15 protein-coding genes are annotated in these 16701 nt (G+C 57.7%); 4 read left to right on the top strand and 11 right to left on the bottom strand.

Going from position 1 to position 16701, the window contains the following annotated elements; genetic code table 11:
- Positions 1-14 precede the first annotated feature (14 nt).
- The gene (locus tag Q7T36_RS07965) at positions 15-962 is read left to right on the top strand and encodes an alpha/beta fold hydrolase (RefSeq protein ID WP_304846224.1); all 948 of its coding nucleotides are present in this window, start codon (positions 15-17) and stop codon (positions 960-962) included.
- Between the two features lie 106 nt (positions 963-1068).
- On the top strand, positions 1069-1557 hold the full coding sequence (gene slyD, locus Q7T36_RS07960; protein ID WP_304846603.1) for a peptidylprolyl isomerase: 489 nt from the start codon (positions 1069-1071) through the stop codon (positions 1555-1557).
- A gap of 65 nt (positions 1558-1622) precedes the next feature.
- On the opposite strand, the gene Q7T36_RS07955 is transcribed toward slyD, so the two are convergent.
- The 8 genes from Q7T36_RS07955 to Q7T36_RS07920 form a co-directional block, all read right to left on the bottom strand.
- The gene (locus Q7T36_RS07955; protein ID WP_304846222.1) at positions 1623-2246 is read right to left on the bottom strand and encodes an OmpW family protein; all 624 of its coding nucleotides are present in this window, start codon (positions 2244-2246) and stop codon (positions 1623-1625) included.
- A gap of 253 nt (positions 2247-2499) precedes the next feature.
- Positions 2500-3378: a succinate--CoA ligase subunit alpha gene (gene sucD / locus Q7T36_RS07950; RefSeq protein ID WP_304846219.1), complete on the bottom strand. Its 879-nt coding sequence runs from the start codon at positions 3376-3378 to the stop codon at positions 2500-2502.
- An 11-nt stretch (positions 3379-3389) separates the two neighbouring features.
- The gene (gene sucC / locus Q7T36_RS07945) at positions 3390-4547 is read right to left on the bottom strand and encodes an ADP-forming succinate--CoA ligase subunit beta (protein ID WP_304846216.1); all 1158 of its coding nucleotides are present in this window, start codon (positions 4545-4547) and stop codon (positions 3390-3392) included.
- An 80-nt stretch (positions 4548-4627) separates the two neighbouring features.
- Positions 4628-6064: a dihydrolipoyl dehydrogenase gene (lpdA, locus tag Q7T36_RS07940; RefSeq protein WP_304846213.1), complete on the bottom strand. Its 1437-nt coding sequence runs from the start codon at positions 6062-6064 to the stop codon at positions 4628-4630.
- Between the two features lie 58 nt (positions 6065-6122).
- The gene (odhB, locus tag Q7T36_RS07935; protein ID WP_304846210.1) at positions 6123-7340 is read right to left on the bottom strand and encodes a 2-oxoglutarate dehydrogenase complex dihydrolipoyllysine-residue succinyltransferase; all 1218 of its coding nucleotides are present in this window, start codon (positions 7338-7340) and stop codon (positions 6123-6125) included.
- Positions 7341-7358: 18 nt separating this feature from the next.
- Complete coding sequence (locus tag Q7T36_RS07930; RefSeq protein ID WP_304846600.1) at positions 7359-10187, bottom strand: 2-oxoglutarate dehydrogenase E1 component; 2829 nt, start codon at positions 10185-10187, stop codon at positions 7359-7361.
- A gap of 430 nt (positions 10188-10617) precedes the next feature.
- A complete protein-coding gene (locus Q7T36_RS07925) occupies positions 10618-12027 on the bottom strand; it encodes a DegQ family serine endoprotease (protein WP_304846207.1) in 1410 nt (469 codons plus the stop codon).
- Between the two features lie 124 nt (positions 12028-12151).
- On the bottom strand, positions 12152-12583 hold the full coding sequence (locus Q7T36_RS07920; protein ID WP_304846204.1) for a SoxR reducing system RseC family protein: 432 nt from the start codon (positions 12581-12583) through the stop codon (positions 12152-12154).
- 121 nt (positions 12584-12704) lie between these two features.
- Between Q7T36_RS07920 and nadB the strand changes: the two genes are divergently transcribed.
- A complete protein-coding gene (nadB, locus tag Q7T36_RS07915) occupies positions 12705-14318 on the top strand; it encodes an L-aspartate oxidase (RefSeq protein WP_304846201.1) in 1614 nt (537 codons plus the stop codon).
- A gap of 3 nt (positions 14319-14321) precedes the next feature.
- Here nadB and Q7T36_RS07910 read toward each other — a convergent pair whose 3' ends face one another.
- Positions 14322-14741, bottom strand: coding sequence for a protein YgfX (locus Q7T36_RS07910; protein ID WP_304846198.1), 420 nt, complete (start codon positions 14739-14741; stop codon positions 14322-14324).
- The gene (locus Q7T36_RS07905) at positions 14719-14976 is read right to left on the bottom strand and encodes a succinate dehydrogenase assembly factor 2 (RefSeq protein WP_304846195.1); all 258 of its coding nucleotides are present in this window, start codon (positions 14974-14976) and stop codon (positions 14719-14721) included. Before Q7T36_RS07905 ends, Q7T36_RS07910 begins: the two co-directional genes overlap by 23 nt.
- A 111-nt stretch (positions 14977-15087) precedes the next feature.
- Here Q7T36_RS07905 and Q7T36_RS07900 point away from each other — a divergent pair, with 111 nt between their 5' ends.
- Complete coding sequence (locus tag Q7T36_RS07900) at positions 15088-16056, top strand: folate-binding protein YgfZ (protein WP_304846192.1); 969 nt, start codon at positions 15088-15090, stop codon at positions 16054-16056.
- 27 nt (positions 16057-16083) lie between these two features.
- Here the strand turns inward: Q7T36_RS07900 and Q7T36_RS07895 are convergent, their stop codons facing one another.
- The gene (locus Q7T36_RS07895; protein WP_304846189.1) at positions 16084-16698 is read right to left on the bottom strand and encodes a class I SAM-dependent methyltransferase; all 615 of its coding nucleotides are present in this window, start codon (positions 16696-16698) and stop codon (positions 16084-16086) included.
- Between the last annotated feature and the right edge of the window lie 3 nt (positions 16699-16701).

The following is a 16701-nucleotide window of genomic DNA, read 5'->3' as shown; positions in this document are numbered from 1 at the left end:
AGGATCACAGACTAATGAAAAACCCCCATCTTAGCCAAGAGCCCGCCCTGCTTTATCTTCCGGCGCCTGACGGACACCGCATTCCCCTGCGCCACTGGCCAGTGTCCAGCCCGCGCGCCATCATCCACATTGTACATGGCATGGCGGAACACAGCGGCCTCTATGAAGATATGGCACAATTGCTGAACCGGAACGGCTTTACCGTCATTGCCCACGACCATCGCTGCCATGCGCTGTCCGTTGCAGACAACAAACTCCAGGGCAATGTCGACCGCCTGCAAAACTGGCCCAATGTGTTGCAGGACATGTTGCTGATCAATAACTGGGTGCGCGCCACCTACAGCAGTGTCCCCTACGCCATTCTGGCCCACAGCATGGGGTCCTTTGTCAGTCAGTGGTTTGCCCAGAACCACCCTGACCGGGTGGCAGCACTGATGCTGTCCGGTTCTGATTACGTGGCCCCATGGTTTTCCGGTATCGCTGCCCGCATCGCCTGTATCGAAACATTGAGAGGCGGAAAGAATGGCCGTAGCAACCTGATTCATAATCTGGCCTTCGGCAAATTCGGCAAAGCGTTCAAGAACGCCCGCACCGATTTCGACTGGTTGTCGCGCGATCCCGTCTACGTAGATCAGTATGTTGCTGATGACCAATGCGGTTACCGCATGGCAAACTCCTACTGGCGTGACCTGCTCAACACCCTTTCCGATATCTACACTAACGCTAACATGAAGCGTGTTGCCAAGGGGCTGCCTCTTTATATTTTCTCCGGCGACAAGGACCCCGTCGGCCAGATGGGCAAGGGTGTCAAACAGTTGGCGGACCGCCATATCAAGGCCGGTCGGGCGCAGGTCACTTTCAAGCTGTATCCCGATGCGCGTCATTGTTCACTCTATGAAACCAACGCCTCTGAAGTGCGCCAGGACCTGCTCGCGTGGCTGACGGCGCGCTTTCCCGCCTGATTCCCCCTCTCACCGTCGCTTTCCTGTACAAAGCAGTACTCAGGAAAGCTGCGGATGCAGTATTATGTCGGCCTCTTTCAAACCGGCCTGTGGCCCTCAAGGTAATATCATGCAAATTGCCCAGAACAGCGTAGTCGCGATCGCCTACACCCTGACCGACGACAACGGTACCGTCATTGACACTTCCGCCGGTGGCGAGCCTCTGGTTTACCTGCATGGCGCGCGCAACATCATCCCCGGCCTGGAAAATGCTTTGGCCGGCAAGGCCATTGGCGACAAGCTGCAAGTGACCATTGCCCCGGTTGACGGCTATGGCGAATACGATGCCCAGATGGTGCAATCCGTTCCCCGCCAGATGTTTGCCGGTGTGGACAACATTGAAGTTGGCATGCAGTTCCAGGCCCAAACCGACCATGGCATCCAGGTGGTGACCATTGCTGCGGTTGAAGGTGATGAAGTGACGGTTGACGGCAACCACCCGCTGGCCGGCGTGCAACTGAACTTTGACGTGGAAGTGATGTCGATCCGCGCCGCCACCGAAGAAGAACTGGCCCATGGCCATGTGCACGGTCCGGACGGTCATCATCATCACTGATTGATGAAAAAGTCCCAATAAAAAGGGCGACCATGTGGTCGCCCTTTTTATTGCCTATTGACGGATCAATAGTGGTAAGCGGCGCTCAGGCCGACAACCAGAGGATCCACTTTCAGCGTACCAATTTTGTTACCATCCAACTTCAGATCGCTGCTAATCTTAATGTATCGAACATCAAGAGCAACCCCCCACGGACTGTTAGGCAAACGGTATTCTAGACCGGCGGTTGCAGCCAAACCAATACTGTCGCTACCAGTCAACTTGTTGCTTGCTGTCGCCGCTTTACCAGTCGCCGTCAACTCCTCACCGAACACCAAAGTGTAATTCAAGCCAATGCCAACATAAGGTGAAAAGGTAGCCTCTGGACTGAACAGATATTTCGCTGTAAACGTCGGAGGCAGATGTTTGAATGAAGCAACTTTACCTGCACCCGGCACTTCGACATCGTGCTCGAACGGGATTGCAAGCAGTACCTCACCAACCAAATTGGGGGAGAACTTATATTCAATCGAAGGAGTGAGCCCCAGTTCCTTGCTGACATTCATATCAAACCCGGCGATAACGTCGCTATTCTTTGGCTTGATCTGACTCGCACCAACCTTGACCGTCCAAGGAGACTCACCGGCTGCAGCTACACCGGAAAAACCAGCAACCAAACCCATAGCCAACATCAAAGGTAATGCACGCATGAACATCTCCGACTTCTAGTAAAAACTGTAACTTCTGGTTTCAATATATGCCTAAATGATGCTTATTACCATACTTTTTGTAAGCATATGAAGCGTAAGTGTATAAAAAACGATCATATCTTGGTGTTTTCTGGAAACCGATGAACTTATCTGACTCACTCAGCCTTGCCTGTCATCAAATTTGCACAATTATAGTGCAAAAAAAACGGGCCTGATAAATCGGCCCGTTTTGTGGTTTACGTCTGGAGCGAAATTACTTCCAGCCGGTCACCTCGGCAATCGCCTTGCCCAGCTCAGCCGGGTTGCGCACCGTCTTCACGCCCGCCTCTTCCAGCGCCGCAAACTTCTCGGCTGCCGTACCCTTGCCGCCTGAGATGATCGCGCCCGCATGGCCCATGCGCTTGCCCGCCGGAGCAGTCACACCGGCGATGTAGGACACCACCGGCTTCGTCACATTGGCCTTGATGAAAGCCGCCGCTTCTTCTTCAGCCGAACCGCCGATTTCACCCACCATGATGATGGCTTCGGTTTGCGGGTCGTTCTGGAACAGCGCCAGCGCGTCAATGAAGGTCATACCGGGAATCGGGTCACCGCCGATACCGATACAGGTCGACTGACCAAAGCCCAGGTCGGTGGTCTGCTTGACCGCTTCATAAGTCAGCGTGCCGGAACGGGACACGATGCCCACTTTACCGGGCAGGTGGATGTGACCAGGCATAATGCCGATCTTGCACTGACCGGGTGTAATGACGCCGGGGCAGTTAGGACCAACCATGCGCACACCGCCCTTGCGGACGATGTATTCCTTCACGTAAAGCATGTCGATGGTCGGCACGCCTTCGGTAATGCAGACCACCAGCTTGATGCCGGCATCGACGGCTTCAAGAATGGCGTCCTTGCACAGCGAGGCCGGAACATAAATCACGGTCGCTTCTGCGCCGGTCTTTTCCACAGCTTCACGCACGGTGTCGAACACCGGCAGGCCGAGGTGGGTAGTGCCGCCCTTACCGGGGGTCACGCCGCCAACCATCTGGGTGCCGTAGGCAATGGCCTGTTCGGTATGCAGGGTGCCCTGGGAGCCGGTGATGCCCTGGCAGATCACCTTGGTGTTTTTGTCAATCAATACGCTCATGGAATCGCCCCTTAAACCTGTTTGACCACCAGCTCGCCCGCTTCATTCAGCGAGGCGGCCGGGATGATGTTCAGACCGCTGTCGCGCAGCTTCTGCGCGCCCAGTTCGGCATTGTTGCCTTCCAGACGGACCACGACCGGCACCTTCACACCCACTTCCTGAACCGCGCCGATGATGCCTTCGGCAATCATGTCGCAGCGCACGATGCCGCCGAAGATGTTGACCAGAACGGCCTGCACGGCGGAGTCGGAAAGGATGATCTTGAAGGCTTCAGTGACGCGTTCTTTCGTTGCGCCGCCGCCGACATCGAGGAAGTTGGCCGGTTGGCCGCCCTTCAGCTTGATGATGTCCATGGTGGCCATCGCCAGACCGGCACCGTTCACCATGCAGCCGATGTTGCCTTCGAGGGCGACATAGTTCAGGTCCCACTCGACAGCACGACGTTCACGGTCGTCAATCTGGCTGGGATCATCCATGGCCTTCAGCTTGGGTTGGCGGTACAAAGCGTTGGAGTCCACAACCAGCTTGGCATCGAGGCAGTGCAGGTTGCCTTCCTTGGTGATGACCAGCGGGTTGACTTCGATCATCGCCAAGTCGCACTCAACGAACATCTTCGCCAGACCGAGGTAAATCTTGACGAACTGCTTGATCTGAGTGGCATTCAGGCCAAGCTTGCCGCCGATTTCACGGCCTTGGTAGGCTTGTGCACCGATCAGCGGGTCAACAGTGACCTTGAAAATCTTCTCGGGGGTTTCGTGGGCAACGGTTTCAATTTCAACGCCGCCTTCAGTGGATGCCATGAAAACGATGCTGCGTGTAGCGCGATCCACCACCGCACCCAGGTACAGTTCCTTGGCGATGTCGGTGCAGGTTTCCACCAGAATCTTGGTGACGGGTTGACCACGGCTGTCCGTTTGATACGTCACCAGACGGGTGCCCAGCTTGTCGCGGGCGAATTGTTCCACTTCATCCAGAGTCTTGACCAGCTTCACGCCGCCAGCCTTGCCACGACCACCGGCATGCACCTGGGCCTTGACCACCCAGACATCACCGCCAATCTGGGCAGCGGCCTGGCGGGCCTCTTCGGGGGTCGAAGCGGCAAAACCGCGGGACACGGGGAGTCCGTATTCAGCAAACAGTTGCTTCCCCTGATACTCATGTAGATTCATTTTTCACCTTCTGAAGAAGTGTTTCGAGCCGGTACGCTCGTGTCACCAACAAAAAGCGCGGGTTCACCGCGCTTCGTTATTTACTTGCGTTTACGCTGGATGGCGTGAATGGCGCGCCCGTCCACCGACAACGCGGCTTCATGCACCACCTCCGACAAGGTCGGGTGGGCGAATGTCATCAGTTGCAGATCTTCGATACTGGAGGCGAACTCCAGCGCAATCATGCCCTGATGGATGATATCCCCGGCGTTGGGGCCGATCACGGTCATGCCCAGCAGGCGGTCGGACTTGTTGTCAGCGACAAACTTGACCAGCCCCTGGGTGTCATTGGCAGCCAGCGCGCGGCCGTTCACCTGGAAGGGGAACATGCCGGTCTTGACGTCAATTTCTTCCGCCTTGGCCGTGTCTTCCGACTTGCCGACCCAAGCGATTTCCGGATGCGTGTAGATCACACCGATAATGGTGTCATAGTTGATTTGGGCGTAATGGCCGGCGATCAGTTCCGCCACCATCATGCCCTCCTCCATGGCCTTGTGCGCCAGCATCGGACCGCGCACCAGATCACCAATGGCCCAAACGCCTTCGACAGAGGTCCGGCATTGGTTGTCCACCACCACGAAGCCGCGCGGGTCGACCTCGACACCGGTTCCATCCGCCAGCAGGTTGCGGCTGACCGGACGACGGCCGACAGCCACAATCAGCTTGTCGAACTCGGCTGTCTTGTCGCCGTCCTTGTCTTGATAGGAGACCGTCACCACACCGTTCGCCACGCTGGAACCGGTCACCTTGGCGCCAAGCTTGATGTTCAGGCCCTGCTTGGTCAAAATCTTGAACGCTTCCTTGCTGCAGATCTTGTCCAGCATCGGCAGGAAGGTATCCAGCGCTTCAAGCACAGTCACTTCGGCACCCAGACGTCCCCAAACGGAGCCTAGTTCCAGACCGATAACCCCCGCGCCAATAACCCCCAGACGCTTCGGTACAGAGTTGAAGGCCAGCGCACCGGTGGAGTCGACAACAATGTCGTCCAACAGCGGCGCAACGGGGATATTGATCGGTTCGGAACCCGCCGCCAGGATGACCGCCTTGGTCGCCTGGACAACCTCAATAGCGCCATCAAACGCCACAAATTCGACCTGCTTGCCCGGCAGCAGCTTGCCCGTGCCTTGCAGCCAGTCAATGCCATTGCCCTTGAGCAATTGCGCCACGCCACCGGTCAACTGGTTGACCACCTGGTCCTTGCGGGCCTGCATGGTGCCGATGTCAATGGTGACGTCGCCGGTGCTGATGCCGTGAACCGCCAGGCTGTGCTTGGTGTCATGGTAACGGTGCGAGGAGTCCAGCAATGCCTTGGAGGGAATGCAACCCACATTCAGGCAGGTGCCGCCCAGCGAGGGCTTGCCGTTATGAATACGCTTTTCGATACAGGCCACTTTCAGGCCCAGTTGCGCGGCGCGGATGGCGGACTCATAGCCGCCGGGGCCGCCGCCAATGACGACTACATCATATTGACGTGACATATAACTTAATCCCGTTCATAAACCTTCACCCCCCTTGAAAAGGGGGGCCAGGGGGGTTTTACAAATCCAGCAATAACAGTGCCGGATCTTCCACCAGTTCCTTGATCGTCACCAGGAAGCTGACCGCTTCCTTACCGTCGATCAGGCGGTGGTCATAGGACAGCGCCAGATACATCATCGGCAGGATCACCACCTGACCGTTGACGGCCATCGGGCGCTCCTGGATCTTGTGCATACCCAGAATAGCCGTTTGTGGCGGGTTCAGCAGCGGCGTCGAGAGCAGCGATCCGAATACACCACCATTCGAAATGGTGAAGGTGCCGCCGGTGATGTCTTCCAGACTCAGCTTGCCTTCTTTAGCCTTCTTGCCGTAATCGATAATGTTCTTTTCAATTTCAGCCAGATTCATGCGCTCGGCGTCACGAACCACGGGAACCACCAGACCGCGATCGGAGGACACCGCCACGCCAATATCATGATAGCCGTGATAAACGATATCACCACCATCAATGGAAGCGTTGACGGCCGGGAAACGCTTCAGCGCTTCAACCGCCGCCTTCACGAAGAAGGACATGAAGCCCAGACGGATACCGTGACGCTTCTCGAAACGCTCGCCGTAGCCCTTGCGCATTTCCATGATCGGCTTCATGTTGACTTCGTTGAACGTAGTCAGCATGGCGGTCTGCTGGCTGGCTTGCAGCAGGCGCTCGGCAACCTTGGCGCGCAGGCGGGTCATCGGCACGCGCTTTTCGATGCGCTCGCCGACAGCCGTGCTGATCGCGATCGACGGAGCGGCGGCCGGAGCCGGCACGGGCGTGGAAGCGGCGGCGGACAAATGCGCCAGCACATCTTCCTTGGTGATACGCCCGCCACGACCGGAGCCGCTGACCTGGGACGGATCCACCTGATTCTCGGCTACCGCCTTGCGCACAGCCGGAGCCAGGTCCGCCGGAACCGGAGCGGCAACCGCTGCGGAAGAAGCAACCGACTCCGTGGGGGCCGCGACACTGGTCGGTGTCGAAGCGGCGGCACTACCCGCGCTGGTGTCAAATAAGGCCAGTGTTTCCTGGCTGAGCACGGTGTCACCTTCAGCCTTGGTGATGCTGGTGAGCACGCCATCAGCAGGCGCGACCACTTCCAGCACCACTTTGTCGGTTTCGATATCAACCAGAACTTCATCGCGGGTTACAGGCTCACCCACTTTCTTGTGCCAGGTCGCCACAGTACCGTCAGCCACGGATTCCGGGAAAACGGGCGCCTTGATTTCAATTGCCATGTTCGTTATTCCTTGTTCTTACAAGTGGGTGTTGAGATTGAAGGCATCGTGCAACAGCGCGGTTTGCTGGGCCGAATGCAGATAGGCGGACCCGCAGGCGGGCGCGGCGGAAGCCGGACGTCCCACATAGCGAATCTCCAGTTCCGGCCTCCAGGCCGCCGAAACACGTTGGAAGCGGTGGCGCGTGCTGTACCAGGCTCCCTGGTTCATCGGCTCTTCCTGGCACCAGACCACATGGTCAATATTGGTATAGGGGCTCAGGACTTCAATCAGCTTCTTTTCCGGGAAAGGATACAGCTGCTCAATGCGGATGATCGCCACATCGTAGCGACCGGTTTCGCGACGCTTCTCCAGCAAGTCGTAGTAGACCTTGCCGCCGCACAATATGATTCGGGTAACGTTGACCGGATCCAGGGCTTCCACTTCGGGAATCACGGTCTGGAAACCGCCTGTAGACAAATCCGCGAGGCTGGAAACCGCCATCTTGTGACGCAACAGGCTCTTCGGCGTCATCACGATCAGAGGCTTGCGCAACGGGCGCACCGCCTGACGGCGCAACAGATGGAAAATCTGCGCCGGGGTGGTGGGCGTGCAGACCTGCATGTTGTGCTCGGCGCACAGTTGCAGGAAACGCTCCAGTCGTGCCGACGAATGTTCCGGGCCCTGCCCCTCAAAACCGTGAGGCAGCAACATGGTCAGACCGCAGATACGCTCCCACTTGGTTTCACCCGAACAGATGAACTGGTCGATCACGACCTGGGCGCCGTTGGCGAAGTCACCAAACTGCGCTTCCCAGATCACCAGCGACTTGGGAATCGTGGTGGCATAGCCGTACTCAAATGCCAGCACAGCCTCTTCCGACAACAACGAATCGAAAATGGCAAAGCGCTGCTGGGTCGGGCTCAGATGCTGCAGAGGCGCGTAAGTGCTGTCGTCCTTCTGGTTGTGCAGGATGGCATGACGATGCGAGAAAGTGCCGCGTCCGACATCCTGACCGGTCAGGCGGACCACGAAATCATCTTCCAGCAACGAGGCGTAAGCCAGAACTTCGGCGGCGCCCCAGTTCAGGTCGCTTGCACCCTGAAACATCTGGGCACGATCTTCCATTACCTTCTGTACCTGCCGCTGCAGCACAAATCCTTCCGGTATCTGTAACTGCTTCATACCCAGCTCGGTAAGTCGGGACAGGGGCAATCCGGTTTCCCAGTCATCAATCACCTGATGCCCCAGATAAGGACGCCAGTCGACGAACAATTCGGTATTCGGCTGGCGCACCAGCGCCCTGGCGACATGCCGCCCCTCTTCCAGAGCTGAACGGTAGTCTTCGACCATTTCATCAGCTTCGGCGCGGGTCATGACGCCTGCCAAGACCAGTTGATCCGAGTACAGGGAGCGCGTGGTAGGCAGCTTGCCGATCACTTGATACATGAGGGGTTGGGTGCCGGACGGCTCATCAGCTTCGTTGTGACCGCGACGTCGATAGCAGATCAGGTCAATGACCACATCCTTCTTGAACTGCATCCGGTAATCCAGCGCCACCTGCGTAATGAAGAATACGGCTTCGGGATCATCGCCATTGACGTGGAAAATGGGCGCTTGCACCATCTTGGCAATGTCGGTGCAATATTCGGTCGAACGGGCGTCATCACGGAAACTGGTTGTAAAACCGACCTGGTTGTTGATGATGATGTGCATGGTGCCGCCCGTCTTGTAACCGCGGGTCTGCGACATCTGGAAGGTTTCCATTACCACACCCTGACCGGCAAAGGCGGCATCGCCGTGCACGATCACCGGCAACACCAGCTTGCCTTCGGTATCCTTGCGGCGCATCTGGCGGGCGCGGACCGAGCCCTCGACCACCGGTGAAACGATTTCCAAGTGAGATGGATTAAACGCCAGCGCCAGGTGCAGTTCACCGGCGGGCGTCATCACATTCGAGGAGTATCCCTGATGGTATTTGACATCACCGGAACCCTGCTTGTTGAAGGTCTTGCCCTCAAACTCGTCAAACAGGTCACCGGGGTTCTTGCCCAGGATGTTGACCAGTAGATTGAGACGGCCGCGATGGGCCATGCCAATGACGATTTCCTTGGCGCCCTTGCCGCCGGAACGCTGGATGATCTCATCGACCAGAGGAATGAAGCTTTCACCACCCTCCAGACCAAAGCGCTTGGCGCCAACATATTTATTGCCAAGAAATTTTTCGAGGCCTTCGGCGGCAGTCAGGCGTTCCAGAATATGCTTGCGGGTTTCGATCGTGAATTTGGGATTACCGCGCACGCTTTCCAGCCGTTGCTGAATCCAGCGCTTTTCGGCGGTATCGACAATGTGCATGTATTCTGTGCCAATGGAGCCGCAATAGGTGGCCTCCATGGCCGCGACCATCTCACCCAGCGTGGCTTCGGTCTTGTTGATGGCTAGATTGCCGGTCTGGAAGACCGTATTGAAATCAGAACGGGACAAGCCGTGCGCAGAAAGTTCAAGATCGGGAACCGCCTCGCGCTGCATCAGGCCCAGAGGGTCCAGTTTCGCTTTCTGGTGACCGCGGTTACGGTAAGCCGCAATCAGTTGCAGCACCCCGACCTGACGTTTTTCATGTTCGGTCGAAACACTGCTGACCTGCATCGGCTGGACACGGGAACTGTTTCGTCCCAATAACAGGAATTGTTCACGCACATTCTTGTGCGGCATGTCCTGTTCAAGGCCGTTAACACGGGGAAGCTTCTCGAAATAAGCGAGCCAATCATCCGGGACAGACTGGGGAGAGAGCAAATACTGCTCGTAAAGATCTTCTACATAGGCTGCATTTTCAGCCGAGAGCTGGGACAGCCCCCACTGCTGCAGCATGTTTCCATTTTGCATGGTTTCAAATCCTCGCTTTCCGTTCGGAAGCGACCTATGAATGACACGCAGGCAACTGGGTAAGCTGCCTGCAACCATCGTCACCGCCGGTGTATTGCGGCAAACTGACTGTTTGTGCGGGGCTTGGTTGACCTGGTTAAGGCAAACAGCCGCCATGCAGCCATTGAACACGTCTTCGCATTCTGTCTGCTACCAGCATTGGGAGAGACTAAGCAAAAAAGCCGGGGAAATAAAGCGGTAAATGTGGGCTATTTCCCTAGGAAATAGCACTGCCGTCGTTGGCAGGAAAGAGGATGTAACCTTGATAATTATAATGAATTTAACGGAACGAAACCAGCCATTTACGGCCAAAGCACTTAATCCGGCCTCGTGAAGCCGCCGGGATGCATCCCTGCTCCCGGCATATTCCGCACATTTAACGCTTTTTCTTGTCCTGCTCCTTGGCCTCCAGGCGAATGGCCAGTATCTTCGGCTGCCCTTGACGCAGGATCACCATCGGCACAGCCTTGTCGACAGGCAGCTTCCGCGCCAGGGCGATGAACTCCTTGGAGTCCTTGACTGATTGCCCGTTCAGCTTCTGGATAATGTCACCGGGACGTACACCGGCATCAGCCGCCACACCGTCAGCAACCTGAATCACGGCCACTCCGCCTTCCAGTTTCAACTGAGCCTTTTCCTGCTCGGTCAGGCTGCGAATATTGATTTGCAGGCTGGAAATATCCGGTTCGGAACCTGAGGACTCAGTCTCTTCATCCGTGGGCAGGCTGGCCACCTCAAAGGTCAGGGTTTGCACCTTGCCATCCCTCAGCACGGTCAGCGGTGTTTTCTTGCCGACTTTGGCACGACCGATCATCTGCGGCAACTCGGAAGACAGGCCTATATCATGGCCATCAAAGGCGGTAATGACATCCCCTTCCTTCAACCCGGCTTTTTCGGCAGGAGTCTCAGGTATCACCTTGGCCACCAGCGCACCTGCAGGCTTGGGCAAGCCAAAGGCCTCGGCCAGATTACGGTCGATATCCTGCACCACGACCCCCAGATACCCACGAGACACCTTGCCACCGGCCTTCAATTGATCCGCGACTTCCATGGCCACATCAATGGGAATGGCGAAGGCCAGCCCCATGTAACCACCCGACCGGCTGTAGATTTGTGAATTGATCCCGATCACCTCGCCATCGGCATTGAATAACGGTCCACCGGAGTTGCCCGGGTTGATGGCGACATCGGTCTGGATGAAGGGAACATAAGACTCGTTCGGCAACGCCCGGGATTTGGCGCTGACAATACCGGCGGTCGCTGAGTAGTCAAAACCGAAAGGCGAGCCGATGGCCAGCACCGGTTGACCGACTTTCAATTTGTCCGGATTGCCGATCTTCACCCAAGGCAAGTCATCGGCCTTGATCTTGAGCAAGGCGACATCGGTGCGCTCATCGGTGCCGATCACTTCGGCCTCCAGCTCCCGCCGGTCATTCAGGCGGATCACGACCTTGTCCGAGTCGGCCACGACATGATTATTCGTCAGGACATAACCGTCTTTTGAAATAATGAATCCCGAGCCGAAGGACTGGCGATCCCGCTGTTGCGGCATGCCGAACTCGTCTCCGAAGAACTTCTTGAAGATATCGGGGACTTGCTGTTGCTGGGTCCGGTTCTTGCCGGAGTTGCTCTTGGCGGTGGCGCTGATGTTGACCACGGTCTTGGCGTTCTGCTCAACCAGTTCGGAAAAGTCGACCACGGCGGTCGCGGCCCAGGAGGCCTGGACTCCGATAGCGCAGACAACCCCGACCAACCAGCGACGCGTGACGGAATGCATGCTTGGCATGTGAAAAACTCTCCCCTTGTAAAGAAAAAACGCCAGTCATACTGCCCCGAGGGCTACTGGTCGTAATCAAAAAATGACGTGTCAACGGTATTCAGTCCGGCCTTGCTTCGCCATGGCGCTTTTGTTACGACACGCCTTTTTTGATAACAATCGGTAAATATTTGTCGGGAGGCTGTTTATGCGACCAGGCATATGCCAGTAATAATCCGCTGACCAGACCCGCCATTGCTCCTATCACGGCCCCCAGTTCCCCGCCCAGGATTTGCCCCGCCATGCCGCAGACAGCCAGCAAAAGCAGCGGCATGCCATATAAAAGAAGCATTCCCTGCCACAGCACGCCGGACGGCACACCCACAACAACCGAGTCGCCTGCCTTCAGCTCCAGCCCGTTACTGGCGGCCAGAATGACCGCAGACCGGCGGGCTGAGGTGGCCAGGACGCCGCTGCCACAGGACTGTTCACCCTGGCATCCGCCGCAGGCGCTCTGGCGCACCGTGGCCACCCGAACCCGTCCGGCCGACTCCAGTGACACAACCCTAGCCGTTTCTTCAAGCATGGCATTGACCCCGATAATGTCGATTATTGTAAGGACATTGTCCCGCTGTGCGCTATGACCAAGCATCTGCTTGCCCTATACTCAGCGCACGTCAACTTCATGACACGACACTGACAAGTCCATGAACCCATTCGAATACGATGTACTGATCGTCGGCAGTGGCGCCGCCGGTCTGACGCTGGCCCTGAAACTGCCTGACTCCCTGCGGGTTGCCGTGCTGTCCAAGGCCGCGCTGACCGAGGCCAGCACCTATTATGCCCAAGGCGGCGTGGCTGCCGTCCTCGATGAAACCGACTCCACCGACAGCCATGTGCAGGATACCCTGATTGCCGGAGCGGGTCTGTGTCATCCGGATGCGGTGGCGTTCACGGTCGAGAACGGCCCGGACGCCATCCGCTGGCTGGTCGACCAAGGCGTCCGTTTTACGCTGGATGAGGCCGACCAGTTGCACCTGACCCGCGAAGGCGGCCACTCCCACCGGCGCATCATCCATGCCGCCGATGCAACCGGCTACGCCATTTCAACAACACTGGTGAGCCGGGTCAAGGAATCGCGTCATGTCGCCCTGCTGGAAAACCGGGTCGCCGTCGATGTCATCACCACCGCCAAACTGGGTCAGACCGGCCCGAACCGGGTGGTGGGGGCTTATGTTCTGAACAAGACCAGCGGGCGAGTCGAAACCCTGCGCGCCCGGTTTGTGATACTGGCCTGTGGCGGCGCCAGCAAAGCCTATCTTTATACCAGCAACCCTGATATCGCCACCGGCGACGGCATTGCCATGGCCTGGCGCGCCGGTTGCCGGGTGGGTAATCTGGAGTTCAACCAGTTTCACCCCACCTGCCTGTTTCACCCTGAGGCCCGTTCCTTCCTGATTACGGAAGCCATGCGCGGTGAAGGCGCCTACCTGCGCTTGCCGGACGGTGAACGCTTCATGCCGCGTTTTGACGCCCGCGCCGAACTGGCGCCGCGCGACATCGTGGCCCGCGCCATTGACTATGAAATGAAACGGCTGGGTATTCGCTGCGTATATCTGGACATCACCCACAAGCCTGCCGATTTTGTCATCCAGCACTTCCCGACGCTGTATGAGCGCCTGAAGGAATTCGGCATCGACATTACAACGGACCTGATTCCGGTGGTGCCCGCCGCCCACTACACCTGTGGCGGCGTCGTGGTTAACCTGCAAGGCCAGACGGACGTGCAGAACCTCTATGCCATCGGCGAAACCTCCTTCACCGGACTGCATGGCGCCAACCGCATGGCCAGTAACTCATTGCTGGAATGCTTCGTGTTCGCCATGTCGGCGGCCCAGGACATTGAATCCAAGATGGGCAGCACCCCGCCTTCGCCGGATTGCCCGGCCTGGGACGAATCGCTGGTGCGTGACCCGGACGAAGACGTTGTGATTTTGCATAACTGGGAGGAGATGCGGCGTTTCATGTGGGACTACGTTGGTATCGTCCGCACCAACAAACGCCTGGAGCGCGCCCTGCATCGCGCCGAGCTGCTGAAGAGCGAAATCCAGGAGTATTACAGCAACTACCGGATTTCCGGCAACTTGCTGGAGCTGCGCAATCTGGTGCTGGTGGGCGAGCTGATTATCCGCTCGGCATTGGCACGGCATGAGTCGCGCGGCCTGCATTATACGCTGGACTATCCCGACATGAATCCGGTGGTCAAGGACACCATCCTCTCCCCGCCCTTGTTTACCGTGGATCAGCCGGTCGTCGCCTAGCAGCTAGGCCCCGGCCAGCAGCCTGACTTTCAATCGCCGGAAGTCCTCCTTGGGGAGGGAGTCCGGCAGCAGCACCAGCTCATCCGACCATTCAATATCGGTGGCGCGAAACTTCAGCACTACCAGCCAACGCCAGACAGCCGACCTGACCCACTGCACCCGCACCCGCTGGCCATTCGCCAGCACCAGGGATGCCTGATCGCCAATCCAGGTCAGCTCTCGCACCGATTGCCCCGGCGGTCGCAACCAACGACGCCACGCCAGCCAGGCGCTGAAGGCCAGTGTCACCGATCCGAAAATCCGCACCCTCACCGGCAATACCGCCAGCCAGACTCCTGCCAGCGCCACCAGATACAAACCGCCCAGCATCAACAACTGCATCCTTGACGGCTGCAAACGGCTATTGAGGTCCCACACGCTCATGCAGCACCTTCAGGATATGGACCAGATCTGGATCGGCCGGAACGTCATAGCCCATCACCCAGGACAGCAGGTCGGGATCTTCACAGGTCATCAGCTTGAAAACCATCTGCTGCTCGTTCTCGGGCAATTGCAGATAGTGATCGCGCATGAACGGCTCAAAATAGATGTCCAGTTCCTTGAGGCCGCGCCGGGCGTGCCAGAACAGTTTGCGTTCGGCGGTGGTGAGTTCACGCATCGTCATTCACTTCCTTCAATTGATTGATTATTCTAACCGTATTGCTTGCAATTGCCTGCCCTGCCCCCATTTTTCAGTTGTCTTGACCCCATTTTTTTCGAGGTTCTTCCCATGTCAGCCATCTGGTCCTCCCTTTCGGTACAGGAAAACGTGACTAACGGGGCGGCGGTCATGCTGGTTCCGCTGCCGGGAGAGTCGGTCCTGACTGTCACCGGTCCGGACAGTGAAAAGTTCCTGCAAGGTCAAACCTCAACCGATTTTCGCGAGGTCACGCCGACTACCTCACGTCTTGGCTGCTATTGCAACCTCAAGGGCCGCGCCACCGTCAGCTTTCGCGCCGTGTTGTGGCAAGACAGTTACCATCTATCGGTGGACACTGAACTGCTGTCCTTGGCCAAAAATACTCTTCAGAAATACATCATTTTCTCGAAAGCCCAATTGGCGACGCCCGACATTGCCGTCTTCGGCATTCTGGGCAGCGAAGCCCCCGCTTTCATCCGGCAACATTTTGGAGTTTGCCCGGAGGAAAGTGATGCCGTTGCCAACACCGGTGAAGTCGCTCTGGTCAGGCTGCCCGGCTCCAACCGGTTCCTGGTGCTCGCCAAGCCCGAAAAACTGCCTGAACTTTGGGAAAAACTGACGGCAACCGCCCCGGTCGGCTCCACCAATGACTGGCGGCTGGCGCAAATCCGCGCCGGTGAAAGCCAGGTGCTGGCGGCCGGCAGCGAGCAATTCCAGCCGCAGGAATTGAACCTTCAGGCCCTGAATGGTGTCAGCTACAACAAGGGCTGCTATACAGGACAGGAAATCGTGGCGCGCCTGTACTTCCGGGGCAAACTCAAGCAATGGGTACACCGTTTTGCCTTAGCGGCGGATGCGCTGCCCGCCATCAACACCCCGCTCGTCACGGATGCCGGACAAACGGTGGGGCATGTGGTGATGGCCGCCCATGCAGAGCGGGGTCAGGTAGAGCTTCTGGCCGTGGCGCGGCATGATGCGCTTTCCGGTCTGCATCTGCCGGAAAACCCGTCAGAGCTGCACGTACTGGATCTGCCTTATGTGGTGGAGCCGCGCGAATAACTACGCCGTCGCGGGCAGGCCTGAATGCTACTTGATGGCGATTCCCTGGATAATGGCGCTGCCCAATCGCATCATTTTCGGATGCTCATAACGGCGGATACGATGGAAATGGAGACCCGCTTGCTTGAAGGTTGCCGCCGTATCCCGGTTCAGGTGGCAGCCGCAACCCAGCACCTTCCAGGCGGGTGTCAGGCGATCCTGCCACTTCGCCACCCCGGCATCCGGTGAGCGGACGTGCTCCAGGAAAATCACCTGCCCGCCCGGCTTCAGCACCCTCCTCGCCTCCTGCAATGCTTTCAGGGGATCGGGAATGGTACACAGCACGAGACACATCAATACTGTATCGAAACTTTCGTCCGGAAAGTCCAGCGCCTGCGCATCACCTGCCGCCAGGATCAAGGGCGCGGGCAGCTTCAAGGTCGCGGCCGTGCTTCCGGCCCGCTCCAGCATCCCGGCATCCGGCTCAATTCCGACGATCTCCGTAACCTGAGCCGGATAATGCGCCAGATTGGCGCCGGTGCCGATACCGATTTCCAGTACCCGGCCATAGGCTTCGGCAATCACTTCCTTGCGCTGCGGCCAGAACGGCCGGGTGGCGATATCCAGAACATGCGGGAAAATGTGGTCTGCGTAAAATGACATGGC

The sequence above is a fragment of the Fluviicoccus sp. genome, from assembly GCF_030646115.1.
In the GTDB taxonomy this organism is placed as follows: Bacteria; Pseudomonadota; Gammaproteobacteria; order Pseudomonadales; family Moraxellaceae; genus Fluviicoccus.
The sequence above is the reverse complement of the archived record's forward strand: the minus strand, read 5'-3'. Positions and strand labels throughout refer to the sequence as shown.

What these genes read in the sequence shown, in the direction of transcription:
- Q7T36_RS07965 (WP_304846224.1), top strand. Translation starts at nt 15, where the DNA reads ATGAAAAACCCCCATCTTAGCCAAGAGCCCGCCCTGCTTTATCTTCCG.
- Q7T36_RS07955 (WP_304846222.1), bottom strand. Translation starts at nt 2,246, where the DNA reads ATGCGTGCATTACCTTTGATGTTGGCTATGGGTTTGGTTGCTGGTTTT.
- sucD (WP_304846219.1), bottom strand. Translation starts at nt 3,378, where the DNA reads ATGAGCGTATTGATTGACAAAAACACCAAGGTGATCTGCCAGGGCATC.
- sucC (WP_304846216.1), bottom strand. Translation starts at nt 4,547, where the DNA reads ATGAATCTACATGAGTATCAGGGGAAGCAACTGTTTGCTGAATACGGA.
- lpdA (WP_304846213.1), bottom strand. Translation starts at nt 6,064, where the DNA reads ATGTCACGTCAATATGATGTAGTCGTCATTGGCGGCGGCCCCGGCGGC.
- odhB (WP_304846210.1), bottom strand. Translation starts at nt 7,340, where the DNA reads ATGGCAATTGAAATCAAGGCGCCCGTTTTCCCGGAATCCGTGGCTGAC.
- Q7T36_RS07930 (WP_304846600.1), bottom strand. Translation starts at nt 10,187, where the DNA reads ATGCTGCAGCAGTGGGGGCTGTCCCAGCTCTCGGCTGAAAATGCAGCC.
- Q7T36_RS07925 (WP_304846207.1), bottom strand. Translation starts at nt 12,027, where the DNA reads ATGCCAAGCATGCATTCCGTCACGCGTCGCTGGTTGGTCGGGGTTGTC.
- Q7T36_RS07920 (WP_304846204.1), bottom strand. Translation starts at nt 12,583, where the DNA reads ATGCTTGAAGAAACGGCTAGGGTTGTGTCACTGGAGTCGGCCGGACGG.
- nadB (WP_304846201.1), top strand. Translation starts at nt 12,705, where the DNA reads ATGAACCCATTCGAATACGATGTACTGATCGTCGGCAGTGGCGCCGCC.
- Q7T36_RS07910 (WP_304846198.1), bottom strand. Translation starts at nt 14,741, where the DNA reads ATGAGCGTGTGGGACCTCAATAGCCGTTTGCAGCCGTCAAGGATGCAG.
- Q7T36_RS07905 (WP_304846195.1), bottom strand. Translation starts at nt 14,976, where the DNA reads ATGCGTGAACTCACCACCGCCGAACGCAAACTGTTCTGGCACGCCCGG.
- Q7T36_RS07900 (WP_304846192.1), top strand. Translation starts at nt 15,088, where the DNA reads ATGTCAGCCATCTGGTCCTCCCTTTCGGTACAGGAAAACGTGACTAAC.
- Q7T36_RS07895 (WP_304846189.1), bottom strand. Translation starts at nt 16,698, where the DNA reads ATGTCATTTTACGCAGACCACATTTTCCCGCATGTTCTGGATATCGCC.